The organism is Roseisolibacter agri (assembly GCF_030159095.1).
GTDB lineage: Bacteria > Gemmatimonadota > Gemmatimonadetes > Gemmatimonadales > Gemmatimonadaceae > Roseisolibacter > Roseisolibacter agri.
Map to the genome: position 1 here is coordinate 182007 of NZ_BRXS01000002.1, position 26314 is coordinate 208320.

30 protein-coding genes are annotated in these 26314 nt (G+C 74.5%); 22 read left to right on the forward strand and 8 right to left on the reverse strand.

The window, feature by feature from the left end; genetic code table 11:
- Positions 1–159: 159 nt before the first annotated feature.
- From rosag_RS05440 to rosag_RS05450, 3 genes are all read left to right on the forward strand, one after another.
- Positions 160–336, forward strand: coding sequence for a hypothetical protein (locus tag rosag_RS05440; RefSeq protein WP_284349034.1), 177 nt, complete (start codon positions 160–162; stop codon positions 334–336).
- An 88-nt stretch (positions 337–424) separates the two neighbouring features.
- Complete coding sequence (locus tag rosag_RS05445; protein ID WP_284349035.1) at positions 425–2572, forward strand: transglycosylase SLT domain-containing protein; 2148 nt, start codon at positions 425–427, stop codon at positions 2570–2572.
- Between the two features lie 260 nt (positions 2573–2832).
- Complete coding sequence (locus rosag_RS05450) at positions 2833–4839, forward strand: pyrroloquinoline quinone-dependent dehydrogenase (protein ID WP_284349036.1); 2007 nt, start codon at positions 2833–2835, stop codon at positions 4837–4839.
- A gap of 189 nt (positions 4840–5028) precedes the next feature.
- On the opposite strand, the gene rosag_RS05455 is transcribed toward rosag_RS05450, so the two are convergent.
- The 4 genes from rosag_RS05455 to rosag_RS05470 form a co-directional block, all read right to left on the reverse strand.
- Positions 5029–5793: a LytR/AlgR family response regulator transcription factor gene (locus rosag_RS05455; RefSeq protein WP_284349037.1), complete on the reverse strand. Its 765-nt coding sequence runs from the start codon at positions 5791–5793 to the stop codon at positions 5029–5031.
- Complete coding sequence (locus tag rosag_RS05460) at positions 5790–6950, reverse strand: sensor histidine kinase (RefSeq protein WP_284349038.1); 1161 nt, start codon at positions 6948–6950, stop codon at positions 5790–5792. The genes rosag_RS05455 and rosag_RS05460 overlap by 4 nt, the downstream gene beginning before the upstream one ends.
- Positions 6951–7027: 77 nt before the next feature.
- Positions 7028–7777, reverse strand: coding sequence for a class I SAM-dependent methyltransferase (locus tag rosag_RS05465; protein WP_284349039.1), 750 nt, complete (start codon positions 7775–7777; stop codon positions 7028–7030).
- A gap of 152 nt (positions 7778–7929) precedes the next feature.
- Entirely contained in the window at positions 7930–8433 is a 504-nt protein-coding gene (locus rosag_RS05470) for a hypothetical protein (RefSeq protein ID WP_284349040.1), read from the reverse strand.
- Positions 8434–8533: 100 nt separating this feature from the next.
- Between rosag_RS05470 and rosag_RS05475 the strand changes: the two genes are divergently transcribed.
- On the forward strand, positions 8534–9199 hold the full coding sequence (locus rosag_RS05475) for a Crp/Fnr family transcriptional regulator (protein ID WP_284349041.1): 666 nt from the start codon (positions 8534–8536) through the stop codon (positions 9197–9199).
- On the opposite strand, the gene rosag_RS05480 is transcribed toward rosag_RS05475, so the two are convergent.
- Both rosag_RS05480 and ada read right to left on the reverse strand, forming a co-directional pair.
- Positions 9189–9830 carry a hypothetical protein gene (locus rosag_RS05480; protein ID WP_284349042.1) on the reverse strand — a complete coding sequence of 214 codons (642 nt, stop codon included), beginning with the start codon at positions 9828–9830 and terminating at the stop codon, positions 9189–9191. The two genes, rosag_RS05475 and rosag_RS05480, sit on opposite strands and share 11 nt — an antisense overlap.
- A 181-nt stretch (positions 9831–10011) precedes the next feature.
- The gene (gene ada / locus rosag_RS05485) at positions 10012–11226 is read right to left on the reverse strand and encodes a bifunctional DNA-binding transcriptional regulator/O6-methylguanine-DNA methyltransferase Ada (RefSeq protein WP_284349043.1); all 1215 of its coding nucleotides are present in this window, start codon (positions 11224–11226) and stop codon (positions 10012–10014) included.
- Between the two features lie 341 nt (positions 11227–11567).
- On the opposite strand from ada, the gene rosag_RS05490 reads away from it, so the two are divergent.
- Positions 11568–11936: a hypothetical protein gene (locus rosag_RS05490; RefSeq protein WP_284349044.1), complete on the forward strand. Its 369-nt coding sequence runs from the start codon at positions 11568–11570 to the stop codon at positions 11934–11936.
- On the opposite strand, the gene rosag_RS05495 is transcribed toward rosag_RS05490, so the two are convergent.
- Positions 11933–13906, reverse strand: coding sequence for a nitric oxide reductase activation protein NorD (locus tag rosag_RS05495; protein WP_284349045.1), 1974 nt, complete (start codon positions 13904–13906; stop codon positions 11933–11935). The genes rosag_RS05490 and rosag_RS05495 overlap by 4 nt on opposite strands.
- Entirely contained in the window at positions 13903–14736 is an 834-nt protein-coding gene (locus rosag_RS05500) for a CbbQ/NirQ/NorQ/GpvN family protein (RefSeq protein WP_284349046.1), read from the reverse strand. Before rosag_RS05500 ends, rosag_RS05495 begins: the two co-directional genes overlap by 4 nt.
- Before the next feature lie 142 nt (positions 14737–14878).
- Between rosag_RS05500 and rosag_RS05505 the strand changes: the two genes are divergently transcribed.
- From rosag_RS05505 to rosag_RS05585, 17 genes are all read left to right on the forward strand, one after another.
- Complete coding sequence (locus rosag_RS05505; protein ID WP_284349047.1) at positions 14879–15271, forward strand: hypothetical protein; 393 nt, start codon at positions 14879–14881, stop codon at positions 15269–15271.
- Between the two features lie 72 nt (positions 15272–15343).
- Positions 15344–16366, forward strand: a complete 1023-nt coding sequence (locus rosag_RS05510) for an integron integrase (RefSeq protein WP_284349048.1) — start codon at positions 15344–15346, stop codon at positions 16364–16366.
- Between the two features lie 606 nt (positions 16367–16972).
- Complete coding sequence (locus tag rosag_RS05515; protein WP_284349049.1) at positions 16973–17548, forward strand: TlpA disulfide reductase family protein; 576 nt, start codon at positions 16973–16975, stop codon at positions 17546–17548.
- A gap of 104 nt (positions 17549–17652) precedes the next feature.
- Positions 17653–18033 (forward strand): hypothetical protein, encoded by a 381-nt coding sequence (locus rosag_RS05520; RefSeq protein ID WP_284349050.1) that lies wholly within the window; start codon positions 17653–17655, stop codon positions 18031–18033.
- Between the two features lie 983 nt (positions 18034–19016).
- The gene (locus tag rosag_RS05525; protein ID WP_284349051.1) at positions 19017–19211 is read left to right on the forward strand and encodes a hypothetical protein; all 195 of its coding nucleotides are present in this window, start codon (positions 19017–19019) and stop codon (positions 19209–19211) included.
- 17 nt (positions 19212–19228) lie between these two features.
- A complete protein-coding gene (locus rosag_RS05530) occupies positions 19229–19624 on the forward strand; it encodes a type II toxin-antitoxin system death-on-curing family toxin (RefSeq protein ID WP_284349052.1) in 396 nt (131 codons plus the stop codon).
- Between the two features lie 262 nt (positions 19625–19886).
- On the forward strand, positions 19887–20114 hold the full coding sequence (locus rosag_RS05535) for a hypothetical protein (protein WP_284349053.1): 228 nt from the start codon (positions 19887–19889) through the stop codon (positions 20112–20114).
- Between the two features lie 230 nt (positions 20115–20344).
- The gene (locus rosag_RS05540) at positions 20345–20608 is read left to right on the forward strand and encodes a hypothetical protein (RefSeq protein WP_284349054.1); all 264 of its coding nucleotides are present in this window, start codon (positions 20345–20347) and stop codon (positions 20606–20608) included.
- A gap of 154 nt (positions 20609–20762) precedes the next feature.
- Positions 20763–21098, forward strand: coding sequence for a hypothetical protein (locus tag rosag_RS05545; protein ID WP_284349055.1), 336 nt, complete (start codon positions 20763–20765; stop codon positions 21096–21098).
- 162 nt (positions 21099–21260) lie between these two features.
- Positions 21261–22133, forward strand: coding sequence for a peptidase associated/transthyretin-like domain-containing protein (locus rosag_RS05550; protein ID WP_284349056.1), 873 nt, complete (start codon positions 21261–21263; stop codon positions 22131–22133).
- A 268-nt stretch (positions 22134–22401) separates the two neighbouring features.
- Positions 22402–22851, forward strand: coding sequence for a hypothetical protein (locus rosag_RS05555; protein ID WP_284349057.1), 450 nt, complete (start codon positions 22402–22404; stop codon positions 22849–22851).
- 281 nt (positions 22852–23132) lie between these two features.
- On the forward strand, positions 23133–23558 hold the full coding sequence (locus rosag_RS05560; protein WP_284349058.1) for a DUF6174 domain-containing protein: 426 nt from the start codon (positions 23133–23135) through the stop codon (positions 23556–23558).
- Positions 23559–23754: 196 nt separating this feature from the next.
- Positions 23755–23970, forward strand: a complete 216-nt coding sequence (locus tag rosag_RS05565) for an addiction module protein (protein ID WP_284349059.1) — start codon at positions 23755–23757, stop codon at positions 23968–23970.
- Positions 23967–24263 (forward strand): type II toxin-antitoxin system RelE/ParE family toxin, encoded by a 297-nt coding sequence (locus rosag_RS05570; RefSeq protein ID WP_284349060.1) that lies wholly within the window; start codon positions 23967–23969, stop codon positions 24261–24263. Before rosag_RS05565 ends, rosag_RS05570 begins: the two co-directional genes overlap by 4 nt.
- A 373-nt stretch (positions 24264–24636) precedes the next feature.
- Positions 24637–24972, forward strand: a complete 336-nt coding sequence (locus tag rosag_RS05575; RefSeq protein ID WP_284349061.1) for a hypothetical protein — start codon at positions 24637–24639, stop codon at positions 24970–24972.
- Between the two features lie 197 nt (positions 24973–25169).
- Positions 25170–25532, forward strand: a complete 363-nt coding sequence (locus rosag_RS05580) for a hypothetical protein (protein ID WP_284349062.1) — start codon at positions 25170–25172, stop codon at positions 25530–25532.
- 164 nt (positions 25533–25696) lie between these two features.
- Positions 25697–26176 carry a hypothetical protein gene (locus tag rosag_RS05585; protein ID WP_284349064.1) on the forward strand — a complete coding sequence of 160 codons (480 nt, stop codon included), beginning with the start codon at positions 25697–25699 and terminating at the stop codon, positions 26174–26176.
- Positions 26177–26314: the final 138 nt, after the last annotated feature.

The window sequence follows — 26314 nt, forward strand, 5'->3', positions numbered from 1 at the left end:
ACGCGACGTCGTCACGACTACATGACGACTCAGACAACGCGTGAGCCGCGTGTCACGAGGAACGGACGGCCTCTTGTGAAACGCTCGGCGCGTGTCTAACCATTGCGACGCCAACGTTCAACGCGCCGAGCCGGTCCGACTCACCCTCGCTCCAACGGCATGAAGGAATACCAGGCGGTCGTGCTCCGGTTGACGCGCCACCTTCGCGACGACGAGGACGCGCTGACGGATCTCCTGAACGAGCGGAGCCGCGGCGGGTGGGCGCCAACGATGATGTCGCAGGACGCGCAGCGACTGACGCTCGTCTTCGAGCGCGACGTCATCCCCGAGGGTTGACCCCCGAAGCCTGAGCAGGAACGCGCGGCATCGGCGAGCAGCGGCGCCGAGCCCGCCGCGGTGGCCCCGTGCTTGAACCTGGCGGGGCATGCCCTCGCAGCCCCGCTCCCTCCGCGCCGCCGCGCTCGCCCTCGGCGTCGCGCTGACGACCGCCGCCAACGGCGGCCAGTGCGCCGGCGCGCAGCCGCCCGCCGCCACGCCCGCCGACAGCGCGGCCACCAGTCCCACCGTCACCGCCACGTCGGCGGGCACGCTGCAGCGCCACGCCGAGGCGGCCGCGCTGGTGCGCACCGCCCGCGCGCTCGAGACGCGCGCGACGACGGCCGTCACGCTCGACGCGCCCCTGGCCGATTCGGCACGCACCGCGTATCGCCGTGCGGCGGAGCTGGCGCCCGCGGTCGCCGACTGGCTGCGCCTGCGCGCGCTCGCGCTGGAGCCCGACGCGACGGTGCGCGCCCGCGAGCGGGGCGCGATCACGACGCCCGCGGCGCGCGAGCGGCTGGACGTCGTCGAGGCGACGGCGCGCGCGCGGGGCGGCGACCTCGCGGGGGCGGCGACCGCCTGGGACGCGCTCGGCGCGGAAGCGACCGCGGCCACGCTGCGGCTGGACGACGCGACGCGCCGCGGCGACGCGAACGCCCGCGCGCAGCTGCGCGGCGTGCTCGCCGGCATCGTGCGCGACGGGCTCGCGCGCGCGAGCGCGCTGCCGGCGTCGCGTGTGGTCGGCCTGGATCGCGCCGACCTGCGCGAGGCGGCGACGGCGCTGGACAGCGCGTTCGCGCCGCTGCCGGCGGCCGAGCGACTGCTGGTGGCGCGCGCGCTGACGTCGGCGGGCGGCGCGGCGCCGACGCTCGCGCGCGCGGCGCAGGCGTGGGCCGCCGCGCTCGACGCGGGCGAGGGCGCACCCGAGGACCGCGCGGCGTACGGCGCGCTGCTGGCGCGCATGGGCCGGTGGCGCGACGCCGCCGCGCAGTACGCCCGCGCGCCGGGTGGCGAGGCGGCGTTCCAGGCGGCGCGCGCGCGGCTGCGCGCGGGCGACGGCGGCGGTGCGCGCAGCGGGCTGCAGGGCGTCCTCGCGCGCTACCCGGACGACGCGGCCGCGGCGAGCGCGCGCTACCTGCTCGCCGACCTGGCGGTGGACGACGGCCGCGAGCGCGACGCGCGCACCGCGTTCCGCGAGGTCGCCGCGCGCCACCCGCAGAGCGCGTGGGCGCCGCTGGCGGCGTTCCGGGGCGCGTTGCTCGCGTTCAGCGGCGCGCCCGCGCAGGCCGCGGCGGAGCTGGACTCGCTGGTGGCGCGCTGGCCCACCGCGGACGAGCGCACGGCGGCGACGTACTGGGCGGGGCGCGCGTGGGCGGCCGCCGGCGACGCCTCGCGCGCGCGCGATCGGTGGCGCGACGTCGTGTCGCGCGAGCCGGCGTCGTACTACGCGGGGCTCGCGGCGCGCCGCCTGTCGCAGGCGCCGTGGGTCCCGCCCGACGGCGCGGTGCCGACGGCCACCAGCGACGAGCAGGCGACCGCCGTCGCCGTCGCGCAGCGCGCGCAGCTCCTCGAGCGGCTCGGCATGGGATCGGAGGCGGGGCTGGAGCGCGACTGGCTGACGCGGTGGGCGGAGGAGAGCGTGCCGCGGCAGCTGGGCGCGGCCGCGGCGCTGCAGACGAGCGGGCGGCCCGGCCCGTCGATCCGGCTCGCCGCGCGCGCGGTGGAGGCGGGGGCGCCGCGCACCGTGCCGACGTACCGGCTGCTCAATCCGCTGCTCTACGGCGACGCGCTGCAGCGCGAGGCGACGGCGCGCGGCATCGAGCCCGCGCTCGCGGCGGCGCTCATCAAGCAGGAGTCGAACTTCACCGCCGACGCGGTGTCGCCGGTGGGCGCGCGCGGGCTGATGCAGCTGATGCCCGACGTGGGCCGCTCGCTGTGGACGTCGCGCGACGCGGCGGCGCGCGGTGCGTGGAACGCCGCGCTGCTGTTCGACCCGGAGGTGAACCTCGCCCTCGGGATGCGGCACCTGCGCGCGGCGCTCACCGGCTGGCCGCACCCCGCCTATGCACTCGCGGCGTACAACGCGGGCGCGTCGCGCGTGCGGCGCTGGCGCACGTCGCCCGGCGCGGACGACCCGGAGCTGTTCGTCGAGCGCATCCCGTACGAGGAGACGCGCGACTACGTGCGCATCGTGCTGCGCGGGCGCGACCTGTACCGGGCGCTGTATCCGCAGGCGCTGACGCCGGCGCGCTGAGCGTCGGCGGACGCCCGTTCGTCCCGCGCAGGTCCCGCTGGTCCCGCGAGCATCGCGCAGGGAGACGGGAGGGCGCAGAGTACCGGCGCGCATCGGCGCGCCGGACCTGTTGCCTGTGGGGAGGATGCGGATGCTCCGGATCGGAGCCGATGCCTCGGATCGTCCCACGCGGCGGCGACGCTCCGTGCGCTTCGCGGAGCGATCCGAATGATCCGTTCCATCCGAGGCATCCGCATCCTCACCAGAGGCCGATGGGCCGCATGCCCGCACGTCCGACACGACTCCTGCTGCTGTCGCTCCCCGCCGCGCTGCACGCCCAGCAGCCCGACGGCGACTGGGGCAGCTACGGCCGCGATCCCGGCGGCGCGCGCTCCTCGCCGCTGACGCAGATCACGCGCGAGAACGTCGGCCGGCTGCAGGTCGCGTGGCGCTTCCACACGGGCGAGACGCGCCCCGAGTTCGCGACGGGCAGCCGCCGCGTGTCGCTCGAGGTCACGCCGCTGGTGGTCGACGGCACGATGTACGTCAGCACGCCGCTGGGCCGCGTCTTCGCGCTCGACGCCGCGACGGGGCGCGAGCGGTGGCGCTACAACCCCGGCGTGCCGCGCGCGGCGACGTTCGGCGACTTCACCAGCCGCGGCGTCTCGTACTGGGTGGACGCGCAGGCGCCCGCGACCGCCCGCTGCCGCGCGCGCGTGATCCTGGCGACGATCGACGCGCGGCTGATCGCGATCGACGCGCGCGACGGCGCCTCGTGCCCCACGTTCGGCGACGGCGGACAGGTCGACCTCCGGCAGGGGCTGCGCATCGCGCCCGCCGAGTTCGAGGACTACGAGCAGACGTCGCCGCCCGCGATCGTCGACGGCGTGATCGTCGTGGGATCGGCGATCGCCGACAACGGGCGCACCGACATGGCGAGCGGCGAGGTGCGCGGCTTCGACGCCCGCACGGGCGCGCTGCGGTGGACGTTCCATCCGGTCCCGGTCGACTCGGCGGAGGCGCAGACGCACGGATGGCGCCGACCCGCGGGCGCGGGCGACGCGCGGCGCACCGGCGGCGCGAACGCGTGGAGCGTCATCGCGGCCGACACGGCGCGCGGCCTCGTGTTCGTCCCTACCGGCAGCCCGAGCCCCGACTACTACGGCGGCGCGCGGCTCGGCGAGAACCGCTACGCGAACGCGCTGGTCGCGATCCGCGCGCGCACGGGCGCCGTCGCGTGGCACTTCCAGACGGTGCACCATGACCTGTGGGACTACGACAACGCGTCGCCGCCGGCGCTCGTGACGGTGCGGCGTGGCGGCCGGTCGATCCACGCGGTGCTGCAGGCGACGAAGACCGGCATGCTGTTCGTGCTCGACCGCGCGACGGGCGCGCCGATCGTGCCGGTGGAGGAGCGGCCGGTGCCCGCGAGCGACGTCCCGGGCGAGGAAGCGTGGCCGACGCAGCCGTTCTCGGCGCTCCCGCCACTGAGCCCGCATCGCATCACGCCCGACGACGCGTTCGGCGCCGACAGCGCGGACCGCGCCGCGTGCCGCGCGATGCTCGCCGGCCTGCGCAACGACGGCATCTTCACGCCGCCCAGCCTGCGCGGCACGCTCGCGGTGCCGTCGAACATCGGCGGCGCGCACTGGGGCGGCGTGGCCTTCGATCCCGCGCGGCAGCTGGCCGTCGTGCCCGTGAACACGATCGCGGCGGTGGTGCAGTTGATCCCGCGCGAGCGCATGGGCGATCCGCGCGAGGCGGGGTGGGAGTACGCCGCGATGCGCGGCACGCCGTACGGGATGCGTCGCAGGCTGCTGCTCTCGCCCGCGGGCGTGCCGTGCACGCCGCCGCCGTTCGGCGCGCTGGTGGCCGTGAACGTCGAGACCGGGACGATCGCCTGGCGCGTCCCGCTCGGCACGCCGATCCCGATCGCGCCGTCGCGCGGCGCCGGCGAGGCGACGGTGGCGCGGGCGGCGGTCGCCACCGGCGCCGCGGCGCATGCGGACACGCTGCGCGCGCGCACGCTCGGCTCCCCCAACCTCGGCGGCCCGATCGTCACCGCGGGTGGGCTGGTGTTCGTGGGCGCCACGCTCGACCAGCAGCTGCGCGCGTTCGACGTCGAGACGGGGCGCGAGCTGTGGCGCGCCGCGCTGCCCGCCGGTGCGAAGGCGACGCCGATGACCTACGCGGTGCGCGGACGGCAGTACGTCGCGGTGGCGGCGGGCGGCGACGGCGACGCGTTCGGGAAGTCGGACGAGATCGTGGTGTTCGCGCTGCCGCGATGATCGCAGAACGGCGCGCCCGACCCTGAACTGCGAACTGCATTAGACAGGATTGGACGGATTGGACGGACAAGAGCCGGATTACGCTCCGCGTGGTGCATGGGCCGTCGCCGCCACACAGGAAGTAATCCGATCTTGTCCGTCGAATCCGTTGTAATCTTGTCCAATGCAGTTCGGGCCCCGCGCGCGGAGCTACCCGAGCTCGAACGCCCCCGCCTGCTCCGCGCGGAAGCGGCGGCTCCAGAGCAGCGCCGAGCCGTCGCGCAGCACGATGCGGTAGTCGCCGTGCGACCAGGGCTGCAGCTCGCGGATCGCATCCAGCCGCACCACGTCCGAGCGGTTGACGCGGAGGAAGCGCGCCGGATCCAGGCGCGCCGCCAGCTCGCCGATCGTGCCGCGCACGCGGAACGTTCCCGTCGCCGTGTGCAGCGCGACGTAGTTGCGCTCGGCGCGCGCCAGCTCGACGTCTTCGACGGACAGCAGTCGCGCCCCCTGCGCGTCCTGCACGAGGAGGTGGCGGAGCACCGGCGCCGGCGGCGCATCGAGTGCCTGCAGCCGCGCCGCGCGCTCCGCCTCCGCCGCCGGCGTGCGCGGACGCGACCGCACCCGGTCGATCGCCTCACGCAGCCGCTCCGCCGTCACGGGCTTGAGCAGGTAGTCGAGCGCGCGCACCTCGAAGGCGCGCAGCGCGTGCTCGTCGTGCGCGGTGACGAAGACGACCGGCGGCATCGCCCCCACGCCGACGGCGGCCACGACGCCGAAGCCGTCGAGCACGGGCATCTGCACGTCGAGCAGCACCAGGTCCGGCGTCAGCGCGCCGATGCGCTCCACCGCCTCGGCGCCCGTCTCCGCCTCGCCGGCCAGCGCGACGTCCGGCATCGCCGAGAGGAGCCGCGCGAGCTTGCGGCGCGCGGGCGCCTCGTCGTCGACGACCAGCACGCGCAGCGGCTCGCTCATGCGACGGCCACCGCCTCCATCGGCGCGACGACCGCTGGCGCCTCGCGCGCCGGGATGCGCACCACGACCTCGAAGCCGCCGTCGCGCGCGTCGCCCGCGCGCAGCGTGTGCGCGGCGCCGTAGAGCAGCTGCAGCCGGCGCGCGGTGGCCGCGAGCCCCGTCCCCGACGCCAGCGCGTCGCGTCCCGGCGCGAGCCCCGGTCCGTCGTCGTGCACGCGCAGCTCCAGCTGGTCGTCGATGCGCGTGACATCGATGCGCACCACGCCGCGCCCCGTCGTCGCCACGCCGCCGTGCCGCACCGCGTTCTCCACCAGTGGCTGCAGGAGCATCGACGGGACGAGGCACGCCGATGCGGCGGGCGACGCGTCCACGTGCACCGTCAGCCGGTCGCCGAAGCGCGCGTGCATCAGCCCCAGGTATTGCTCCAGCAGCGCCAGCTCGTCGCGCAGCGGGACCTCGTGCGCGTGCGTCGTGCGCAGCGAGGTGCGCAGCAGCTCCGACAGGCGGCCGAGGAGGGCGTCGGCGGCCGCCGGGTCGTCGTACATCGTGGACGAGATCGTGTTGAGCGCGTTGAAGAGGAAGTGCGGCTGCAGCTGCAGGCGCAGCGCGCGCAGCTCGGCCTCCAGCAGGCTGCGCTCCAGCGCCGCGGCGCGCCGCTCGCGCGCGCGGCCGGCCAGCAGGTGGTCCGCGAGCGCGAGGAAGGCGAGCAGCACCGCGACCGGCAGCACGTCGTTGGCGCCCTCGTACGCGTAGCGCGCGAAGGTGAAGCGCGGCGCGTAGCCGTCGAAGCCGAACGCCGGCGCCAGCGCGCCGCGCACGAGCATCATCCCCGTCGTGTGCAGCGTGCTGATGACGACGAACGCGGTGCCGTGCACCAGCAGCGGGCGCCACCAGCGGCGCTGCACGATGGGCACGCGCTGCGCGAGCCGCACCGCGAGGACGATGAGCGGGATCGCCACCCCGATCCCCGTCAGCTCCTCGAACACGCGCTCCGGGATCTCGCCGGAGTTCCGCTCGGCCAGGTCCTGGAAGATCTGGTACGCGAGCCGCAGCAGGAGCAGCAGCGCCAGTCCGATCCCCACGCCCGCCCACAGCCACGGGCCGCGCAGCTGGCTGCGCGGCGGCGTCTCGGACGACGGTGTGGGCGGCGCGTGCATGCTCCATTCTACCGCGCCGCGGCCGTCGCGCGCGTGCGCCCGGGACGAGCGGGAGCGGGGCGGGACGAACGGGCGGACTAGACGCGCCCGACGAGGATCGACAGCGGGAACCGAATCGTACGTCGGGCGGCCGAGCCCCACGCGGCGGTGAGCGGCGCCTCGATGTCGGCGACCGGATCGCGCCCGTGGTCCGCGCTCCAGCGCCGCACCGCGGACCAGGTGCGCAGGTAGTCGAGCAGCGCCTCGCGCGTCCAGCGCACGGTCATCGGCGGCGCGTCGAACGCGATGCGCGCGAAGGGGAACGGGAGCGTCGCGTAGCCGCTGTCCACCAACGCGCGCTCGGGCGGCCACCACGGGCCGACGGTCGCGTCGAGCGCGTCGACCACCGCCTCGACCGCCGGCGCGGCGCGCAGGCGCGCGTACGTCCACGCGGCGACGACGGCACGCGGGCGCAGCACGCGACGCGCCTCGTCCCAGAAGCGCGGCACGTCGAACCAGTGCAGCGCCTGCGCGACGGTCACGAGGTCGCACGACGCGTCCGCGAGCCCCGACGACTCGGCCAGCGCGACGGCGTACGTCACGCGCGGGTGGCGCACGGCGCTGGCGATCTGCGGCGCGCTGGGATCCGTCGCGACGACGCGGTCGAAGTGCCGCGCCAGCGCGACCGCCGCCTGCCCGCTGCCGGTGCCCGCGTCCCACGCCAGACGGTGCGCGGGCGCCAGCGCCGCCAGCCCCGCGAAGAGCGCGCGCGGGTAGGTGGGGCGGGCGCGGGCGTAGGCGGGGGCGTGCCCGGAAAAGTGGTCCCGGAACGATGGGGCGGAGGACATTGGAACGGAGAACGATGAGGCGGAAGACGATAGGGCGTGAAACGAGAACGCGGAACCTCGAAGCTTGAAGCGTCGAGCCAGAAGGGGCCGCCCGACCGTCTCACGCTTCATCGTCCTCCGCCGTTCCGTTCTCCGCCGTATCGTCCTCCGCTTCAGCGATCCTGCACGCGGTGATCAGCCCTCTGGAAGGCGAGGAACTCCCGCACCGCCCGTCTCGCTTCGGCGTCGGTCGTCGTGATCCGGATCTCCCCGCCGCCCGGCAGGTCGCGGACCGTGTACGCGATCGCGGCGCGGTGCACGGCCATCGTCGCGGTGCCCGGCACGTCGCGGCCGTGGACGAAGCCCGGCGTGGTGAAGTCGCCGCGCCCGAACGCCGCCGCCACGTCGCGCAGGTGCGCGCGGATCGTGCGCGTGCCGGCGGTGTCGGCCGGGTCTCGCTGCAGGACGATGCGGCCGCCGTCGGCGAGGTCGTCGAAGCGATGCGCGGAGGTGTACTGGTCGACGCCCATCGCCTGCTTGCCGCGCGCCTGCACGGCGGCGAAGCTCGTGTCGTGCGCGGCAGGGTGGTGCGATGGGTCGTGCGTGTGCTGGGCGCCGGCGGGCAGCGCGGTGCCCGCGAGCAGCGTGATGATGACGACGAGCGTGGAGCGCGACATGGCGGATCTCCGGGGTGACGGTGGAAGCTGGGCCGGGCGGCCGGGGACACGCTAGGTGCCCCGCGGTCGCCCGGCAGGGACCGAAGTCCCTCGACCCGTCGTGCCGCCCGGCTGGCTGACGTCGCTGCCGCCGCGCGCGCGCGACGCGCTGCTGGCGGGCGCCGTAGAGCGCCGATTCGCCGCGGACCAGGTGCTCTTCCTCGCCGGCGCGCCGGCGCGCGCGATGTACGTCGTGCTCGAGGGGCGCGTGCGCGTGCTGCGCGCGGGGGCCGGCCGCGCGCACGTCCTGCACGTCGAGGGGCCCGGCGGCACGCTCGGCGAGGTGCCGGTGTTCGAGGGGCTGGACGGTGCGGCGCCGGGCTATCCCGCCACCGCCGTCGCGGCCGAGCCGACGCGCTGCCTGCTGCTGACGCGTGCGGCGGTGCGGGCGGCCGTGCGCGCCGATCCCGACGTCGCGCTGGCGCTGCTCGCGCGGCTCGCGGGCCGCGTGCGGCATCTCGTGGAGCGCGCCGACGCGCGCGTGGGCCGCGGCACGCGCGCCCGCCTGGCCGCGCTGCTGCTGGCGCGGCACGCCGCCGCGCGCGGCCGCGCCTTCGCGCTCGCGCGCACGCAGCAGGAGGCGGCCGAGGAGCTGGGAACCGTGCGCGAGCTCGTGGTGCGCGGCTTACGCGCGCTGCGCGCCGCCGGCGCGATCCGCGCGGCCGGCGGCGGGCGCTACGTCGTGGTCGACGAGGCGGCGCTGCGCGAGATCGCCGTCAACGGGTGAAGCGGAGCCCGACGTCGAGCGCGACGTTGTGGCGCGTGTCGCCCCGGAAGGTCATGAGGTCGCGCACGGCGCCCTGCACGGCGATCCCCGGCACCAGCGCCACGCGCAGCCCGGCGGCCGGCGCCAGCGTCTCGGTGGTGTTGCTGCGCTCCGTGAGCGGGGAGCGCAGGCGCGTGGCGCTGGCGCTCGTGCCCGGGCGCGTGCTCGCGCGCGCATCGGACGAGACGGTCGTGCGCAGCATGCCGCCGCCGAGCGAGAGGAAGGGCGTCAGGCGGCCGGCGATCGGCGTCAGCACCGGCTGCAGGTCGACGACGGCGCCCAGGTGCAGCGTCGAGAAGCCGAGCGACTGCTCCGGCGTGTGGGACGCCACCAGGCCGATCGACGCGTGGTCGGCGAGCCACGACGAGCCGGCGTCGTCCGGGCGCGTCGCGCTCCACATCAGGCGCCCGCCGATGCCGTCGGCGGCGATGTGGCCGCCGTTCGCGTCCAGGCGCAGGCGCGTGTAGAAGCCGTCGACGGCGGGCTGGCGCACCTGCCAGGGCATCCGCGTCGTCTGGGCGGCGAGCAGGTCCGGGGTGGCGCCGAGCATCACGCCCAGCGCCCCGACGAGCAGCATGCGGGAACGGCGCATGGTGTCCTCCGTGGTCGCGAGGTGAGATGAGTGCCGGACCTCCGTGCCCGGCGGCCGACGCGAGCGGCAACGCACGTGCCCTCCCACGCCGGTCACCGTGACAGCCGCGCGACGGCGCGCGTGTCGCCGTGACCGACCGCCGTCGGCCAGATTTGCCACGCTGACCGACGGCGATGCAGCCTCAGCCGCCGCGCTCCTGCATGCGCTCCTGCATGCGCTCTTGCATGCGCTCCTGCGCCAGCAGCCGCGCCTTCCGCTCCGCGCCCCAGCGGTAGCCGCCGGTGGCGCCGTCGCCGCGCACCACGCGGTGGCAGGGGAGCACGAGCGCGACGCGGTTCGCCGCGCACGCCGACGCCACGGCGCGCACCGCGTTCGGCGCGCCGATCTCCTGCGCCAGCGCCGCGTACGTGCGCGTCGCGCCGTAGGGGATCGCGCGCAGCGCGCGCCACACGCGCTGCTGGAACTCCGTGCCCGAGAGGTCCACCGGGAGCGCCTGCAGCGCCGCGTCGCCCGCGGCGTCGCCCTCCACCCACCACGCGATCGCCCGCGCGTAGGGCGCGACCTCGGGTGCGCCCTCGGCGGGTGGATCGTCGGTGTCGCGCGTCAGCGTCGCGGCCGGCAGCTCGTCGCGCAGCCACTCCGTGAGCGCCGCGTCGTCGTCGCCGAGCGCCACCGCGCACACGCCGCGCGACGTGGCCGCGACCAGCAGGAGGCCGAGTCGCGTCGGCTCGATCGCGTAGGCCACCCGCTCGCCGCGGCCGCCGCGGCGCCACGCCGAGGGGCTCATGCCGAGCGCGCGGCCGGCGTGCGCGTAGACGCCGCTGCTGGCGGCGAAGCCCGCCTCGAACGTCGCGCGGCTGACCGTGTCGCCGGCGCGCAGCCGCTCCTTGAGTCGCGCGAGGCGCTGCGCGTCGCGGTACGCGCGCGGCGACAGGCCGACGACGCGCGTGAAGGTGCGCTGCAGATGCGCGGCGCTCATGCCCACCGCCGCCGCCAGCTCGGCCAGCGGCAGCGGCGCGTCGCCGTGCGTGGCGAGGTGCGCGTCGATGTGGGCGCGTGCGCGCGTGATCGCGGCCGGCTCGGTCTCGGGCGGCGCGTCGGGGCGGCAGCGCTTGCACGCGCGGAAGCCTGCAGCCACGGCCGACGCCGTGTCGGCGAAGAAGGCGACGTTCTCGCGGCGCGGGCGGCGCGACGCGCACGACGGCCGGCAGTACACGCCGGTGGTGCGCACGCCGTAGACGAAGCGGCCGTCGGCGGCGCGGTCGCGCGCGACGAGCGCGGCCCACGCGCGCTCGTCGTCGAGCGCGGCGCTGGTCGGAGTCGTGTGCGGAGCGACGTGTGGAGCGGGACGGGTGGCGCGCGGTGCGAACACGGTGGGGCGGGCGAGCGCGAGCATGCGATGGCTCCTGCGATCGGATCGAACATGGGCGGTCACGCGGGACACGGGAAGGATCGTGTGACCCGACGCACCGCGCGTCGCGGTTCATGCGCGCTAATTCGAGGGGCGTCGGTCGTCGCCCGCGAGGATGTGTGTCGCCGAGTGACCGTGGTCACGCGAGCTGGCGCCGACCGCGCGCGACTTGCAGGCGCAGCGCGCCGGCCCATCGAGGGCCGCGCAGGCCCGCGCTCCGTGCGCGGGCTCAGGGCGGGTCCGTGCGTGTGCGGCGTGTGTGCATCTGCCGCGCGTGCTCACGACGGACGTCGCCACGTCTCACGATCGTTCCTTTCGGAGGTCGCATGAAGAAGCTCGCCCTCGCCGCCGCACTGATCGCGGCGCCCGCGTTCGCCGGCGCGCAGTCGCCCGCCACGCCCGCTCCCGCGCCCGTTCAGCCGACGACGACCGCACCCGCGGCGAAGCCCGCGGCCACGCCCGCCGACACGCTGAAGGCCGACACGCTGAAGGCCGAGGCGAAGCCCGCGGTCGTGCGCGACTCCGCGTCCGGCACGGTGGAGGTGAAGCCCGCGACCGACAGCGCGGCCGCCGCGAAGCCGGCCGAGTCGAAGCCCGCCGAGGCGAAGGTCGAGGCGAAGCCGGATGCGACCAAGCCGGCCGCGAAGCCGGAGCCGAAGGCCGAGCCGAAGCCCGCGACGCCGCCGACGCGCTAATTCGCGCCAGCGCCCAGCAGCTGCCGCACCGCGCCCACCAGCGCGAGCGGCAGCTGGTCCGGGCGACGCAAGACCGTGTGCCCCGCCGCACCGAAGATCTGCGGCAGGTACTCCGACTCCTCGCGGTCGACCGTGAGGCAGTACGGAAAGACGCCGAGCGCGCGCGCCTCGTGGATCGCCTGCCGCGCGTCCTCGACGGCGTAGCGGCCCTGGTAGCCGTCCGCGTCGTTCGGGCGGCCGTCGGAGAGCAGCAGCAGCAGGCGATGGCCCGCCGGCTGGCGCGCGAGCAGCGCGCTCGCGTGGCGCACCGCGGCGCCGAGCCGCGTGTTGCCCGACGGGCGCATCGCCGACACGCGGCGTCGCACCGCCGCGTCGTGCCGATCGGCGAACGACTTCACGACGTGCATGCGCACCGCGTGCGCGCCGCGGCTGCTGAACGTCAGCACCGCGAACGGATCGCCGAGCGCGTCGAGCGCCTCGCCGGCGAGCAGCACCGCTTCCTTCTCGACGTCGATGATCTGGCGCGTGTCGTCGCGCGCGTCGCTCACGCGCGCGTCCGTGGACCCGCTGACGTCGACGAGCAGCGCGATCGCGAGCGGTCGCCGCGCGGGCGTCACCGCGACGTAGAGCCGGTCGTCGCCGGGCTGTCCCGCCGCGCGGTCGGCCAGTCCCTCGACGCACGCCGCGATATCGAGCTCGTCGCCGTGCCGCTGTCGCGGCGTGCGCACGCGGCGCGCGCGCAGCGGCTCGAAGCGGTGGCGGATGCGGCGCACGAGCGCGGCGTGGCCATGCAGCGCTGCCTCCGCCCACGCGCCGTCGTCCTCGGGCGCGGGCGTGACGAGCACCGTCGCGCCGTGCGGCTGGTGGCGGCCCGCGCGCGCGTCCCATTCGGGATACGCGATCGTCGCCACGGGCTCGCGCGCATCGCCGCGCGTCGGATCGGACGTCATGACGGCCGGCTGCGGCTCGGAGCCGCCCGCCTGCTGCTCGGTGCCGTCGTGCGCGCGCACGAGGATCGCCACCTGCGCGCGGCGGTCGCCCTGCTCGCCGTCGTCGGCCTCGCGCGCGGTGCGGCCGGGGATCGGCAGCGCGAGGCGCGGGAAGAGCGAGACCTCGTCGCGCGGATCGGCGACGACGCGGAGCTTCGCGGGCGCGTCGTCCAGCGGCGCGACGAACGCCGCGCGCGGCGCGCGGCCCCAGTGCGCGACCGTCGGCAGCGCGGCGAGGTGGCGCGCGATGCGCCCGACCGCGTTCGGCACGCCCGCGACCGACTGGCGCAGGCGCGACGACTCGGCCAGCGCCCACGCGCGCGACGCCGCGGGATCGTCCTCGGCCGCGTCGACCGCGAGGCCCGCGTGCAGCGCGCTCTCGTGCAGCGCGTCGCGCACCATCCGCTCGACGTCCGACACCAGCGGCGGCAGCTCGTCGACGGGCGGCCGAGCGGCGAGGGCTTCGGCGCGCAGCGCATGCAGTGCGGGCAGGACGCCGCGCACGCGGCGCGCGACCGCGCGATCGGTGGCCGCGCCCTCGCGCAGCAGGTAGCACGCGCGCGCGAGCGGATCGTCGGCGTCGGGCAGGCATGCGGCCGCGTCGCGCGCCAGCCGTTCCGCCTGCACGAGCGCCAGCACGCGGTAGCGCGTGGTCGCGTCGACCGCCGCGTCGCCGGTGATCGTGCGCGGCAGCCGCACCGTCGCGTCGTCGCACGTCGGCAGCAGCGCGCGCGCCGCGTGGTCGGGCACCTGGCGCGGCACGACCGCGTGCGCGAGCGCCGTGGCCGCGCGCTCGTACCAGCCGCGCTTGCGCGCCGGCGGCAGCACGTCGACGCGGACGGGATGGCCGTGCAGCCCGGTGAGCAGCAGCTCGAGCCGGCGCCGCACGTCGTCGAGCGCGACGACGTCCGCGCGCGGCGTCGCGGGACGCGCGCGCGCGAGCTTGCCCCGCAGGGCGCGCAGGCGCCGCGCGATCCTCACAGGGTCGCGGCGGCGAGGTCCGCGATCGCGGAGAGCAGGTCGGGATCGTCCGTGAGCGGTCCCGCGAGCGCGACGCGGCACGCCTCCTCCGCGTCGATCCCCTCGGCCATCAGGCGCGCCGTGGCGACCAGCAGGCGCGTGCCCGGCACCTCGGCCAGCCCCTGGTCGCGCAGGTGGCGCACGCGGTGCGCGAGCGCGACGAGCGACGAGGCGCGCGCGCGATCGAGCCCGCTCTCGTGCGCCACGATCTCCGCTTCCAGCGCCGCCGGCGGATAGTCGAAGTCGAGCGTCACGAAGCGCTGCCGCGTGCTCGGCTTCAGGTCCTTGATCGCGTGCTGGTAGCCCGGATTGTACGACACGACGAGCTGGAAGCCGGGCGCCGCGTGGACGATCTCGCCCGTCTTGTCGATGGGGAGGATGCGCCGGTCGTCGGCCAGCGGGTGGACGACCGCGATCGTGTCCTGCCGCGCCTCGACCACCTCGTCGAGGTAGCAGATCGCGCCCTGCCGCGCCGCGGCCGTGAGCGGCCCGTCGACCCACACCGTCTCGCCGCCGCGGATGAGCCAGCGTCCCGTGAGGTCGCTGGCCGCGAGGTCGTCGTGACACGCGACGGTCACCAGGGGACGGCCGAGGGTGTGCGCCATGTACTCGACGAATCGCGTCTTGCCGCAGCCGGTGGGGCCCTTGAGCATCACCGGGAGCCCGCGGGCGTGGCAGCGCGCGAAGACGTCGACCTCGCGGCCGGCCGGCCGGTAGTAGGGCGCCTCGCGTGGGGGTGGACGGTGTCCGTCGCGCGAGGCGGGTGCGGGGTCGAGGGTGGCGGTCGGCATGAGCGCGGGGTGGAGGGCGACGGAACGACTTTCGCACCCTACGTGCGGGTTGCGGGGCGCGGGAGATCGTCGCATGTCAGCATCACGTCCGACGGCGATCGTCCGCTCCCATGCGCTGCGCGCCCACCGTGGCCGTCCTCTCATGCCGATCAGCTACCGCATCGACCGTCCCGCGCGCCTCATCCGCTCGACCGTGGAAGGGACCTTCACGGCGGCGGAGATGCTGTCGTGCGTGAGCACGGCGGTGCACGAGGCGAACGAGCCCGGGTTCAACATCATCTCTGACCACCGCCTGATCGGCGAGCCGGCGACCCGCGACCAGGTCGAGCTGCTGGTCGACCACCTGACGGACCTGCGCCGCTTCGTGCGCGATGCGCGGTGGGCGGTGATCGTGGCGAAGCCCGCGTCGTTCGGGATGATGCGGATGTTCTCCGTGCTGGCCGAGCGGGTGCCGCTGACCGTGCGGGTGTTCATGGACGCGGCGGAGGCGGAGGCGTGGGCGCGCACGGGCGAGGAGTGCGCGGCGCACGTGTAGACGAAGCGTTCCCGGGGGACGGCGTGCGTCGGCGCGATGCCGTGGATCGCCGCAGGGTCGCCACCGTGAGCCATGGTCGCGCCCGATGCCGTTCCCGGGCCCGCGTCGTCCGGCGAGCGGCTGCTGCCCACGCTCGCGCGGACGCTGCGCGTCCGGCACTACAGCCGCCGCATGGAGGTCGCCTACTGCGCCTGGGTGCGGCGGTTCGTGCGGTACCACGGGCTGCGCCACCCGCGTGAGCTCGGCGAGCGCGACGTCGAGGCGTTCCTGACGCACCTGGCGGTCGACCGCCGCGTCGCCGCGCCGACGCAGAACCAGGCGCTGGCGGCGCTGCTCTTCCTGTACCGCGACGTGCTGCGGCGCCCGCTGGCGCTCCCCGAGCACGCGGTGCGCGCGAAGCACCTGCCGCGCCTTCCCGTCGTCCTCACGCGCGGCGAGGCGTGGGCGGCGATCGACGCCCTGCGCGGCGCGCCCGCCGGTCGGACGCCGGCCCTCGTCGCGACGCTCCTCTACGGCAGCGGCCTCCGCCTCTCGGAAGCGCTCCACCTGCGGGTGAAGGACGTCGACTTCGCGCGCGGCGAGATCCTGGTTCGTGGCGGGAAGGGGGCGAAGGACCGCCGGACGATGCTGCCCGGCGTGGTGCGCGACGGCCCCGCGGCGCACCTCGGTCGCGTGCGCGCGCTCCACGAGCAGGACCTGACGCGCGGGCTGGGGCGTGCGCCGCTGCCGCACGCCCTGGCGCGGAAGCTCCCCGAGGCGGCGCGCGAGTGGCGCTGGCAGTGGGTCTTTCCGGCGCGGCGTCACCACCGCGACGCCGTGACGGGCGCGCTCGTTCGCTATCCGCTGCACGCGACCGTGCTGCAGCGCGCCGTCGCGGCCGCGGTGCGCGACACGGGGCTGGCGAAGCGGGCGTCGTGCCACACCTTCCGACACTCGTTCGCGACGCACCTTCTGGAGGACGGCTACGACGTGCGGACGGTGCAGGAGCTGTTGGGGCACCGCGACCTGAAGACGACGATGCTGTACCTGCACGTGTTGCAGGAGCAGGGGCGGGGCGGTGGCGGCGTGCGGAGCCCGGCGGACCGGGTGCGGTGATTACGCTGCGCTCCGGCGCAGCCCACCGCGCCGTCGTGCAGCCATCCGCGCAGGCCGCTCCACGACGCAACGGCTGGTGCGGTGGGGAGTTGCGGGTGTGGTCGTGCGGTCGGCGATCTGGCGGTTACACTGCAGAGGAGTGGGGAGGGGCGGGGGGAGTGCAGTAGAATGGGCGTTAGCCCGCGACGGGCGGCGAAAGACTGCATTGGGGAAGGAATCCCTGCGCAAGGATGCAGCATTTCCGCCGGACCCGTGAACTCCGGACGGAGCTGCCGCGCCGGCCCACGCGCGCCGCGAGCCCACGCGCCGGGCTAGGGAACCCGCATCGCGACCGGCATCAGGTCGTGCGCGACGCGGCGCTCCACGCGAACGGGCTGGGCTCCGCGCTGCGCGGGGCCACGCGAGCGGGACCCTGCGCGCGGTCGCGCGGAGCAGCCCGATGTCGAGCCGACGGGCTAACGTTTGTTGCAGCTGACGGGCGCCTCACGCATCAGGCGAACTCCTGGCCGTCCGCGTCCTCCGGCGCCACCTTCCACGTGCGCGGCGGGCGGTCCGCCCGCAGCTGAACGTGGGCGTTAGGCACACGAACCTCCTCTGATGGTCCGCATGCGCTGGAGCCTCCGCCGCACCCTCGCCGTCGTCGTCGTCGTGGCAGGCGGCGCCCTGCTCGCGAGCCGCGCGTGGCGCCCGGCCACACCCGCACCGGCGGAGCCGTACATCGTCCCCGCTACCCTCTCGCCCGTCGCCCACGCGGTCGCCGCGCGGCACGCCGGCCAGGTCGTGCTGCTCGACGTCTGGGCTACCTGGTGCGACAACTGCCTGCCGGGGCTCGCCGACCTCATGGCGCTGCAGCAGACCTACGGCGCGCGCGGGCTGCGCGTGGTGGCGATCAGCGTGGACGAAGGCCTCGATTCGGCCGCCGTGCAGCGCTGGGCGCTGCGCCACGGGCTCACCCTGGAGCTCGCGTACGATCCGTCGGGCGCGAGCACCGCGATGCTCGGCCGGCCGGGCGTGCCGATTGGGCTGCTGCTCGACCGGCAGGGGCGGGTGCGGGAGACGCGGTTCGGGCACGCGCCGCGGGCGAGCGACATGAGCTGGCACGCCCCGTGGATGCAGGCGAAGTTCGAGACGTTGCTCGCCGAGCCGCCATCGACCGGGACGGGCTCGCGCCCCGGTGCCTAACGAACCGTTGCAGCTGACGTACGGACTAGGGAGTTGCCTCGGCTCCGCCTCGGCTTTGATTGCCTCCGTACGCAGCTGAACGTGGGCGTTAGGTGACCCCTGACATGCGCGACACCATCTGGTTGGTCACGTTCCTCGCTGTGCTTACGGCCGCCACCGCATCGCTCTTCGTCACATGGCGTCGTGTGCCGCGGACAGGGCCGCACGCCTGGCTCGTCGCTCCCGTGGCCTTCGTGCATCTGAACACCGCGGGTCTCGCGCTGTTCGCCGCGTCCGCTCCGCTGGGGATCTGGTCTGGCCTCCACTCGCTCGGCGTGCTGTACCACTTCCTCGTGGCGCTGCCGGCCTCCCTCTGGCTCGCCAGCCGCCTCGCGCCCGACCGCGACGCCTCACCCTCCCACCGACTCGCATGGCGCGGCGCCGCGTACTATCCGCCCGCCGCGCTCGCGACGCTCCTTTTCATGCTGCTCACCTCGTCCTCTTGACGGCTGCTCGGGACGCCCCCCACGTGGTCACCTAACGAAGCGTTGCAGCTGACGTACGGTCTAGGGACTCGCCTCGGCTGCGCCTCGGCATTATCAGATCCGTACGCAGCTGAACGCGGGCGTTAGGTCGCGCCCACGCGCCACGCCGAGACAACGGCCACGAGACGATGGGCTACGCGGCTTCGCTTCCTGGGCGCTGGTGGGTGGCTTGGGACGCCGGACCGCACGCCGCCGCCGCGCCGGTCGTCCCAGATCACGACCGGCATCAGGTTGTGCGGCGAGCGTGCCTTTGCGCGAGCGGGCTGGGGGCGAATGCGCGCTGCGCAGGGAGCGCGGGGGGTAGGCTCCGCAGGCAGCGCGGCCTAACGATCCGTTGCAGCAGACGGGCGCGTGGGGAGCATCAGGTTGTGCGCGGGCGCACCGCGTCGCACAATCGAGTTTCGCTCGCGGGCCGCGGCACAGGCCCGCAGCTGAACGTAGGCGTTAGATCGCCACATGCGCATACGTACCCTGAGCCCCCGCGAGATCAGCGCGCTGATCGACGAGTTGCGCGCCATGGCGGACCTGCCCGCCGGCGCGAACGCGGCGGCGCTCCGGCGCCAAGGAGATCCGCCAGCAGCTCGAGGCGCAGCCGCGGCACCTGCCCACGAGCGCCGAGAAGGTCGACGAGGCATATCGGGGTTTGGAACTCCTGCTGCACCCGCGGCGCTGGCGCGAGGAGCCGTCGCTCGACTTCTTACGGCAGCGCATCAAGAGCGCCTGCGCGCGGCTCCGACACTACGAGGGCCTGGATCCGTGAGCGGGCGATCTAACGTGCGTTGCAGCTGACCGAGCCTCAGAGCATCAGGTTTCTTCCGCGCGATGCTCCGTGCCCGGCTCGGCGCCCTCGCGGACGCTCGGCTAGAATCTCGGCAGCTGAACTTGGGCGTTAGGTTGGCACGAGCGCCCTACCCGGCGGCAGGAGTCCGGGCCAGATTCTCTCCATGCGCCTCTCCGTCGATCTGCCTCCGGCTCTGGAGGCCCAGCTGGCCGCCGTCGCTGCTCGCCTGAACGTGCGGGCCGAGGACCTCGCGGCGGCCGCCCTGCGCGACCTGCTCGCCCAGCGGGAGGCCGACTTCCAGAGCGCGGCCGCCCACGTGCTCGCGAAGAACGAGGAGCTCTACCGCCGGCTCGCCTGAGCGCGGAGCCGCCCGCGGTGTCCCGGCGCTACCTCAGCCTCGCCGAGGTGCTGGAGCTCCACCGGCTCGTCGTCGCGCAGGCCGGTGGCGCCGAGGGGCTCCGTGACCTCGGCGGGCTCGAGTCGGCCGTCGCACAGCCGCGGGCCACGTTCGGCGGCGCCGACCTCTACCCCACGCTGGCCGCGAAGGCGGCGGCCCTCGGCCACGCGCTCGCGCTCAACCACGCCTTCGTCGACGGCAACAAGCGCGTGGCGCACGCGGCGCTGGAGACGTTCCTGGTACTCAACGGCCACGAGCTGGTAGCGAGCGTGGACGAGGCGGAGCACACGATGCTGGCGCTGGCGTCGGGCGACCTCTCGCGCGAGCAGCTGATCGCGTGGGTCGAGCGGCACGTGCGTCCGCTCGCGCGCTGACGGGAGACTTCGCAAGGCGCCAACCTAACGAAGCGTTGCAGCTGCCAAGGCGTGCGCAGCATCAGGTTTCCTCCGGCTCGGCCGCGGTGCCCGCCTCGGCCCCTGTGCGCGCGCTCGGCTCGGATCCTTGCAGCTGAACTTGGGCGTTAGGCCGCACCCATTTCCCGTTCCGATACTCGTGAGCCTTCCCGCACCCGCCCCGCCCCGCGGTCAGTACGCGCAGCTCCGCGCCCGCACCCGGGAGCGGCGTCTGGCGGAGCGCGTGGCACGCACGCCCACGGCCGCTCGCGCGGCCCGCGGCGCCGGGATGGGCTTCCTGCTCGCCGCGGCCGACTGGGGCCTCGTGCTCGACCACGGTGTGAGCCGCACCGGCCCGCCGACGCTCCGGGCGGCGCTCCTCGTGGTCGGCGTCGCGCTCGTCTGGGCGGCCGCCGGGGCGGCGGGGGCTGGCGCGTTGCGCGCGCTCCGGCGCCGCGGCTGGCCGTGGTGACGCGCGCTCGCGCGTGCGGCCTAACGAGCCGTTGCAGCTGACGAAGCCCCGGGAGCATCATGGTTCCTCCGGCTCGGCCGCGTCGCGCGGCTCGGCCGCAGCACGCGCGCTCGGCTTCGGGCTTCGCAGCTGAACGCGGGCGTTAGGCCACACCCCACCTACGCGTGTCATCTACCCGAGCTGCCACCGTTGGTCCACGCGACTCCACGCCCTCCGCACTGCACCGCGCCGTGGCGGGGCTCGCCCTCTTCCTCGGCGGCGCATTCCTCCTCGTGGCCCTCGCGTGCCTGTCGTATCTCGTCTACTCGCTCCTGGTCTCGGCTCCCGCTCCCGAGATGCCCGGAGCGCCGGCGCCGGGGGCGGATTCGGCGGCCCTGGGCGTCGCCCTCAGTGCCGTGGCCGCGCTCCTCAGCCTCGGCGTGGGCTACGGGCTGTGGAGCGTCGGCCGCCGACTGCCGGGTGCTCCGACATTCGTCCGGCCGCCGGTCGAGTGACAGGCGGCATCGCGCCGTGTGGCCTAACGAAGCGTTGCAGCTGACGTAGGATCTGCGGATTTGCCTCGGCTGCGCCTCGGCTCTTATGGTGCTCCTACGCAGCTGAACTTGGGCGTTAGGTGACTCCACGCATCCTCCGTCGGCATCATCTGACATGACACGCGCGGACATCGACTACATCGTGCTGGACGCGCTGGCCAACGACCTCGAGTCCGTGGAGGACATCCTCCGCTTGGCGAACCATCCGGAGATCGGCTGGGCTGATCTCGCGGGCGGCGCCGTCGCCGAGTTCAGCGTCCTGCTGGCCTTGCCGCACCTCATGGAGGATGGGCTTGTGCAGGCGTACGTGCTCGACGCCGACGAGGGACATCTGGAGGAGCTGCCGGTCGGCACTCAGCCCTCCGTCTCCTTAGACGAGTGCTACTTCGGGCTGACGCCGCAGGGACGGCTGGTACACGCCAGCTGGGAGCCGCCGACCGACCTGGCGTAGTGCAGTCTTTAACCGTAGTCACCTAACGTGGCGTTGCAGCTGACGTACGGGCTAGGGAGTGCCTCGGCTGCGCCTCGGCTCTCGTTAGATCCGTACGCAGCTGAACTTGGGCGTTATGCCGCGACAGCCGTTGACACCGTATGCACCCACCTCGACTCCGCCGTGGCCCCTGAAGGTGATCGCCGGACACACGCGGTGAAACGCCGTCCTGCTGCCAGGCCTGCGGCGCTGCTGGCGCTCGCCCTCACGCCCTGCGTCACGGCCTGCCCCACGCCCATCTCCCGGACCGAGGTGCGCGCGGTCGCGGTCGTGGGCCGGTTCGTGCGCGAGGACGGTACGCCGGTGCCTGGCACCGCGGTCGCGGTGTCCACGGAGCGGGGCGACTCGACGTGTGCGCGGGGCGGCGCCCGGGCCGTGACCGATGCGAGCGGCGGCTTCGCGCTCTCGACGCTCGAGCGGCGCCACTACAGGGTCACGTGGATCGTACCCGGGCTCGACCTGGCGAGGCCGGGCTACGTCCTCTGCCTCGCGCCGTCAGGCGACACGTTGCCGCGGCGCGCCTACTCCGGAGATGCGGCGTCGCGGGGGCCCGCGAAGCGCGACACCATCGCGTGCGTGGAATGGACGTGGCACGGCCGCAAGCGCGTGACCTGCGCCGGGGAGGCCGTACCCGCCATCATCACGGGCGGCCGCTGGACGTCGGGCGAGGTGGTCGGCTTCTACCGCGTGCTGCTCGCCCTGGAGCAGATGCGCGTTCCGGGTTATCGGGTCCCGGTGCCCCGGATCCATGCCTACGTGCAGTGGGTGGAGCCCGGAGAGACGGGGCGGCCTGCTGTGGTGCGAGCTACCGTTGCGGTGCCGGTGGACCCACGGGTAGACCTGCAGTGGTGGGGCAACGCGCTCATCGAGCGTGACGGCGCGTGGTACTTACGCCTCGACGGCACGCGGAAGCGGTTCTTGAATAGCTTCTCCCCTACCTCGCTCGCGTTCGCGCTCGGTCCACCCGGAGAGGTAGCGGTGGCGCCGCGCCCGTGACGCATCTGCGAGTGCGGTCGGCTTGGCCGCCGGGGAGGGCCATCGGTCTTACGGACGACCGTTGGGCGCCCCGTGGCATAACGTGGCGTTGCAGCTGACGGGGGCGTCACGCATCAGGTGAACTCCTGGCCGCCAGCAGCGTCCGGCGCCACCTTCCGAGCGCGCGACGAGCTTGCCGCCCGCAGCTGAACTTGGGCGTTAGGCGTCAATACGCACTTCGATGGAGAGCAGTCATCCGGACGTTCAGGCACGCGCCGTCGCGCGCGGCATGCTCACCACCCTGGGCCTGCTGTGCGCCCTGCTGGCTGGTACCTGGGTGGCCGGGCTCTGGGGCATGACCCAGTTCGGCACAGCGCTCGGCCGTGCGTTGAGCGGCCAGGCGCGACTCGGTCAGTGCGCCACGTGCACCGACGCACCCGCAGGTGCCGTCGTGCTCCTGGACGGCGCGACCGTCGCGACCATCATGCAGGTGGGGCGGACCGAGGGCCTGGGCGGCGAGCCCCGCGAGCTCTACCTCGCGCGCTGGCACTCAGAGGTGCGGCCCGACAGCGTACCGGTCATCGCGCTGTATGAGGTTGCGGCGGGCGCGCCGCGCCTGCGGCTCGTCCGTCGCCCGGCGCCGAGCGGAGTCCGCGAGGTCGGTGCGCTCCACTTCACCACCGAACGACCACCGATTCCCGTCTTCGCCCAGGTCGTGGGGCGGGCCGCTGCGCCCTGACGCCTAACGTGGCGTTGCAGCTGACGTACGATCTAGGGAGTGCCTCGGCTGCGCCTCGGCTCTTGGTAGGCTCGTACGCAGCTGAACTTGGGCGTTAGGTGCCGCGCACGGTCCTCCGTCGTCACACGAGCATGACACGACACCGGTGGCTACTACTCGCCGTCCTCAGCGCCGGCGCGTGCCAATCGGCGCCGTCCGCGGCGGTCGGCTTGAGCGCTCGGGCCCGCGTTCAGGCGGAGACCGTCACGGTCCGCCTGACGCACGCCGACTTGGAGCGCGCGATGCGCTGGGGGCCAGCGCAGCGCGACAGCGCGCTCGGCGTCCTCGCCCGGCACCGCGCCGTGTGGGCCGCCGCCCGCCCCCGGCAGTACCGCTACTGGGAGCACCGGTGGTGCTTCTGCCTCTCGACGTGGCACGGCCCCCACGTGGTGACGGTCGCGGACGGGCGCGTCGTGAGCGCGACCGACACGACCGGTCGACGCAGCGACTCAGCCTACGTCCGGCGCGCCGCCCGCCGCCCGCTCGGCGGGGTCGACGCGCTCTTCGACGACATCGCCGCCGGGATCCGGGACACGACGTACGCCGAGGTCCGAGTGGCATTCGACCCGGCGCGCGGCCACCCGACGAGCGTCACCTTCGACCGGCACCCGCTCGCAAGCGACGACGAGCGGCACGTCGATGTCAGCCGCCTGGAGCCGCTGTCGTGACGGCGGCGGTTGCGGGCGCCGCCTAACGGAACGTTGCAGCAGACCGGCCGCGGGGAGCGTCAGGTTGTGCGCCAGCCATCTGCCTCCCACAATCGAGTGCATCACGCCCGCCGGCTGAGCGCCGGCAGCTGAACGTGGGCGTTAGGCCTCAACCGGCGGTCTTGTACCCCCCGCGCTCGCGGCGCAGATTCCGACCATGGCCGCCCCTATCCTCGACTTCAGCCACCTGACGCCGGACGAGCGGATCGAACTCGCCGAGCAGCTCTGGGACAGCCTGGACGCCGCTCAGGTCGAGCCCGACGAGGCCCAGGTCGCCGAATTGCGGCGCCGACGGGCGGAGCTCGCCGCGGACGGGGACCCCGGCGAGCCCTGGGAGCCGGTGATACGCGAGATCGGTGAGCGCGGCGCATGACGCCGCGCTTGTTCGTTCGGCGGGCCGCACGCGCGGACATCGCCGAGGCCTTCCAGTGGTACGAGGCGCGAAGCATGGGGCTCGGGCACGAGTTCCTGCGCGCGGTGCGGATGGCGTTCGTCGCGATCACGCGAGCGCCCGAGCAGGCGCCGCTGGTGGTCGAGGACATCCGCAAGCTGCCGCTGCGCCGGTTTCCGTACGTCGTGTATTTCGTCGTGCTCCCGCGCGGGATCTCGGTGCTCGCCGTCATCCACGGCCGGCGTGACCCGCGCCGCTGGCAGTCGCGTCGCTGAGGCCTAACGAAGCGTTGCAGCTGACGTAGGGGCTATGGACGCCTCGGCTCCGCCTCGGCAATTATGGCCTCCCTACGCAGCTGAACGTGGGCGTTAGGTCTCATCCACACTTTCTGTGCAGCGACTACTCGCGCTCGTGTGGGTCATACCCGTACTCCTCGCCTGCGGCACGGAGTCGGGCCGCGCGGCTGTCGGAGTGGAGGCGAGAGCACGGGGGCCGCTCGTACCGTTCCTCTGGCCGAGCACTACGGCCCGACAGTGCCGCTCGACGCCGCGCACGTATAGCCAACCATTCTGGCGTGCACCGTACCAGACGTGCTACGACTCGCTCTATGACCGACGGCAGACCGTCGAGTACGACGCCGACGCCGTGGTGACGGAGCTCGTCCAGCAGCTGGACGTGCCGCCCGACCGCGTGCAGGTGGCCTGGGATAGCGTCGCCGCGCAGCTGACCGCGCGATTTGGCCCTCCAGAGAATGCGCAAGCCGCGCCCACACCGTTCTACCGCGCCGAGCTGACGCTCGCGCACTGGCGCACGCACTGTGCGGCGTGGCAGGGCCCCGATAGCGTGCAAGCCGCGCTCGGGCTCGGGCCCAACAGCGTGGAGTTGCCGGTACCCGGGCCAGCGTGGAGCCTCACCATGAAGGTGCGCAACGGACCGCTGCCGGACAGTCCGGGGTGCGATCTGCGGGGCACGTCCCCGCCATGAGACCTAACGAAGCGTTGCAGCAGACGGACGGGATGCGGTACGCCTCGGCTCCGCCTCGGCATTTATCAGATCCGTCCGCAGCTGAACGCGGGCGTTAGCCGGACGACACGCACAGTATGAACGCACCCAGGGTTCCAAACGCGAGTCGACCGGCGAGGTGGAGGACGTGGCTCCCCGCGGGAGTCGCCGTTGCGGTGGTGCTCGCTCTGGTGCCGGAGGTGCTGACCCTGATCTGGCGCCAGCAGCACCCGGTTCCACTGGGGCGGAGCGGACCAGAGGTCGCGCGAAGCCTCGCGACGTTGCTACCTGCGGGCATTACGGTCGACAGCGCCGTGGCCGTGGTGACCCGAGCTGGGCTCGACTATCGAGTGGCGACCCCCGGGCAGGGGCTTCAGCCGGGGGCGCCGTACGACGACGCGGGTGGGCCCACGCTGGTCGCGATGGCGCGCGACATCGACGCGGACCTCTTCACGACGCGGTCGGCCGAGATCGTGTTAGCCTTCGACGCGCGTGGCCGTCTCGCTCGGCGTCACGTCACCGAGCTCTCGACCGGACTCTGACGCCCGCCGGCTAACGTGGCGTTGCAGCTGACCGAGCCTCAGAGCATCAGGTTTCTCCCGGGCGGCGCTCCATGCCCGGCTCGGCCTCCGCTCCGGCGCTCGGCTAGAATCTCGGCAGCTGAACTTGGGCGTTAGCCCGCTACACGGAGGAGCGTACCGCAGCCATGGAGCCCCGCTGGCCCGACGTCGCACCGGACTTCGCGCCGGACGGTAGCCTGCGTGACGTGTACGTGTTCGGCACGACCGAGGCGGACTGGGACGCTGTGCTGGCGCACGTGCGCGCCCGCTACGCGCCGCTGCGGTTCACGGTCGACGGCGAACCCGCACCGGTGCCAGCACGATTCGCCGACGGGTATGCCGTCCGTGAGCGAGCGGCGCCGTGTCTCACCTTCCACGTCGGCGGCGTGGCGCTCGCCTGCCATTTCTTCGACCCCGGACAGATCGAGTTCGACCTGCTGCCGCAAGAGGTCGATGGACCGGAGCGCCTCGCGGCCGTCACGGCGTTCCTGCGCGAGTTAGCCCACGTAACCGCGCGGCCTGCGGTCCTCACGGCCGCGAGCCAGCCGGACCCCGTCATCCTTCGGGCGGACCCCGTCACCGGCGCGGTGGTGTTCATGCCGCCGCCGGACGTGCCAGCGGGCTAACGTGGCGTTGCAGCTGACGTAGGAGCTAGGGTGCGCCTCGCCTTCGGCTCGGCATTGGTAAGTTCCTACGCAGCTGAACGTGGGCGTTCGGCAGCAGCCGGGCCTCCGCGGTAGATTGAGGGTCGTCCGCCACCGGAG

Coding starts and splice junctions, on each gene's coding strand:
- rosag_RS05440 (WP_284349034.1), top strand. CDS start 160: ATGAAGGAATACCAGGCGGTCGTGCTCCGGTTGACGCGCCACCTTCGC.
- rosag_RS05520 (WP_284349050.1), top strand. CDS start 17,653: ATGCGCGACACCATCTGGTTGGTCACGTTCCTCGCTGTGCTTACGGCC.
- rosag_RS05570 (WP_284349060.1), top strand. CDS start 23,967: ATGACGCCGCGCTTGTTCGTTCGGCGGGCCGCACGCGCGGACATCGCC.
- rosag_RS05500 (WP_284349046.1), bottom strand. CDS start 14,736: ATGCCGACCGCCACCCTCGACCCCGCACCCGCCTCGCGCGACGGACAC.
- rosag_RS05505 (WP_284349047.1), top strand. CDS start 14,879: ATGCCGATCAGCTACCGCATCGACCGTCCCGCGCGCCTCATCCGCTCG.
- rosag_RS05445 (WP_284349035.1), top strand. CDS start 425: ATGCCCTCGCAGCCCCGCTCCCTCCGCGCCGCCGCGCTCGCCCTCGGC.
- rosag_RS05460 (WP_284349038.1), bottom strand. CDS start 6,950: ATGCACGCGCCGCCCACACCGTCGTCCGAGACGCCGCCGCGCAGCCAG.
- rosag_RS05510 (WP_284349048.1), top strand. CDS start 15,344: ATGGTCGCGCCCGATGCCGTTCCCGGGCCCGCGTCGTCCGGCGAGCGG.
- rosag_RS05450 (WP_284349036.1), top strand. CDS start 2,833: ATGCCCGCACGTCCGACACGACTCCTGCTGCTGTCGCTCCCCGCCGCG.
- rosag_RS05480 (WP_284349042.1), bottom strand. CDS start 9,830: ATGCGCCGTTCCCGCATGCTGCTCGTCGGGGCGCTGGGCGTGATGCTC.
- rosag_RS05470 (WP_284349040.1), bottom strand. CDS start 8,433: ATGTCGCGCTCCACGCTCGTCGTCATCATCACGCTGCTCGCGGGCACC.
- rosag_RS05585 (WP_284349064.1), top strand. CDS start 25,697: ATGGAGCCCCGCTGGCCCGACGTCGCACCGGACTTCGCGCCGGACGGT.
- rosag_RS05490 (WP_284349044.1), top strand. CDS start 11,568: ATGAAGAAGCTCGCCCTCGCCGCCGCACTGATCGCGGCGCCCGCGTTC.
- rosag_RS05465 (WP_284349039.1), bottom strand. CDS start 7,777: ATGTCCTCCGCCCCATCGTTCCGGGACCACTTTTCCGGGCACGCCCCC.
- rosag_RS05515 (WP_284349049.1), top strand. CDS start 16,973: ATGCGCTGGAGCCTCCGCCGCACCCTCGCCGTCGTCGTCGTCGTGGCA.
- ada (WP_284349043.1), bottom strand. CDS start 11,226: ATGCTCGCGCTCGCCCGCCCCACCGTGTTCGCACCGCGCGCCACCCGT.
- rosag_RS05555 (WP_284349057.1), top strand. CDS start 22,402: ATGCTCACCACCCTGGGCCTGCTGTGCGCCCTGCTGGCTGGTACCTGG.
- rosag_RS05525 (WP_284349051.1), top strand. CDS start 19,017: ATGCGCCTCTCCGTCGATCTGCCTCCGGCTCTGGAGGCCCAGCTGGCC.
- rosag_RS05545 (WP_284349055.1), top strand. CDS start 20,763: ATGACACGCGCGGACATCGACTACATCGTGCTGGACGCGCTGGCCAAC.
- rosag_RS05560 (WP_284349058.1), top strand. CDS start 23,133: ATGCGCTGGGGGCCAGCGCAGCGCGACAGCGCGCTCGGCGTCCTCGCC.
- rosag_RS05455 (WP_284349037.1), bottom strand. CDS start 5,793: ATGAGCGAGCCGCTGCGCGTGCTGGTCGTCGACGACGAGGCGCCCGCG.
- rosag_RS05565 (WP_284349059.1), top strand. CDS start 23,755: ATGGCCGCCCCTATCCTCGACTTCAGCCACCTGACGCCGGACGAGCGG.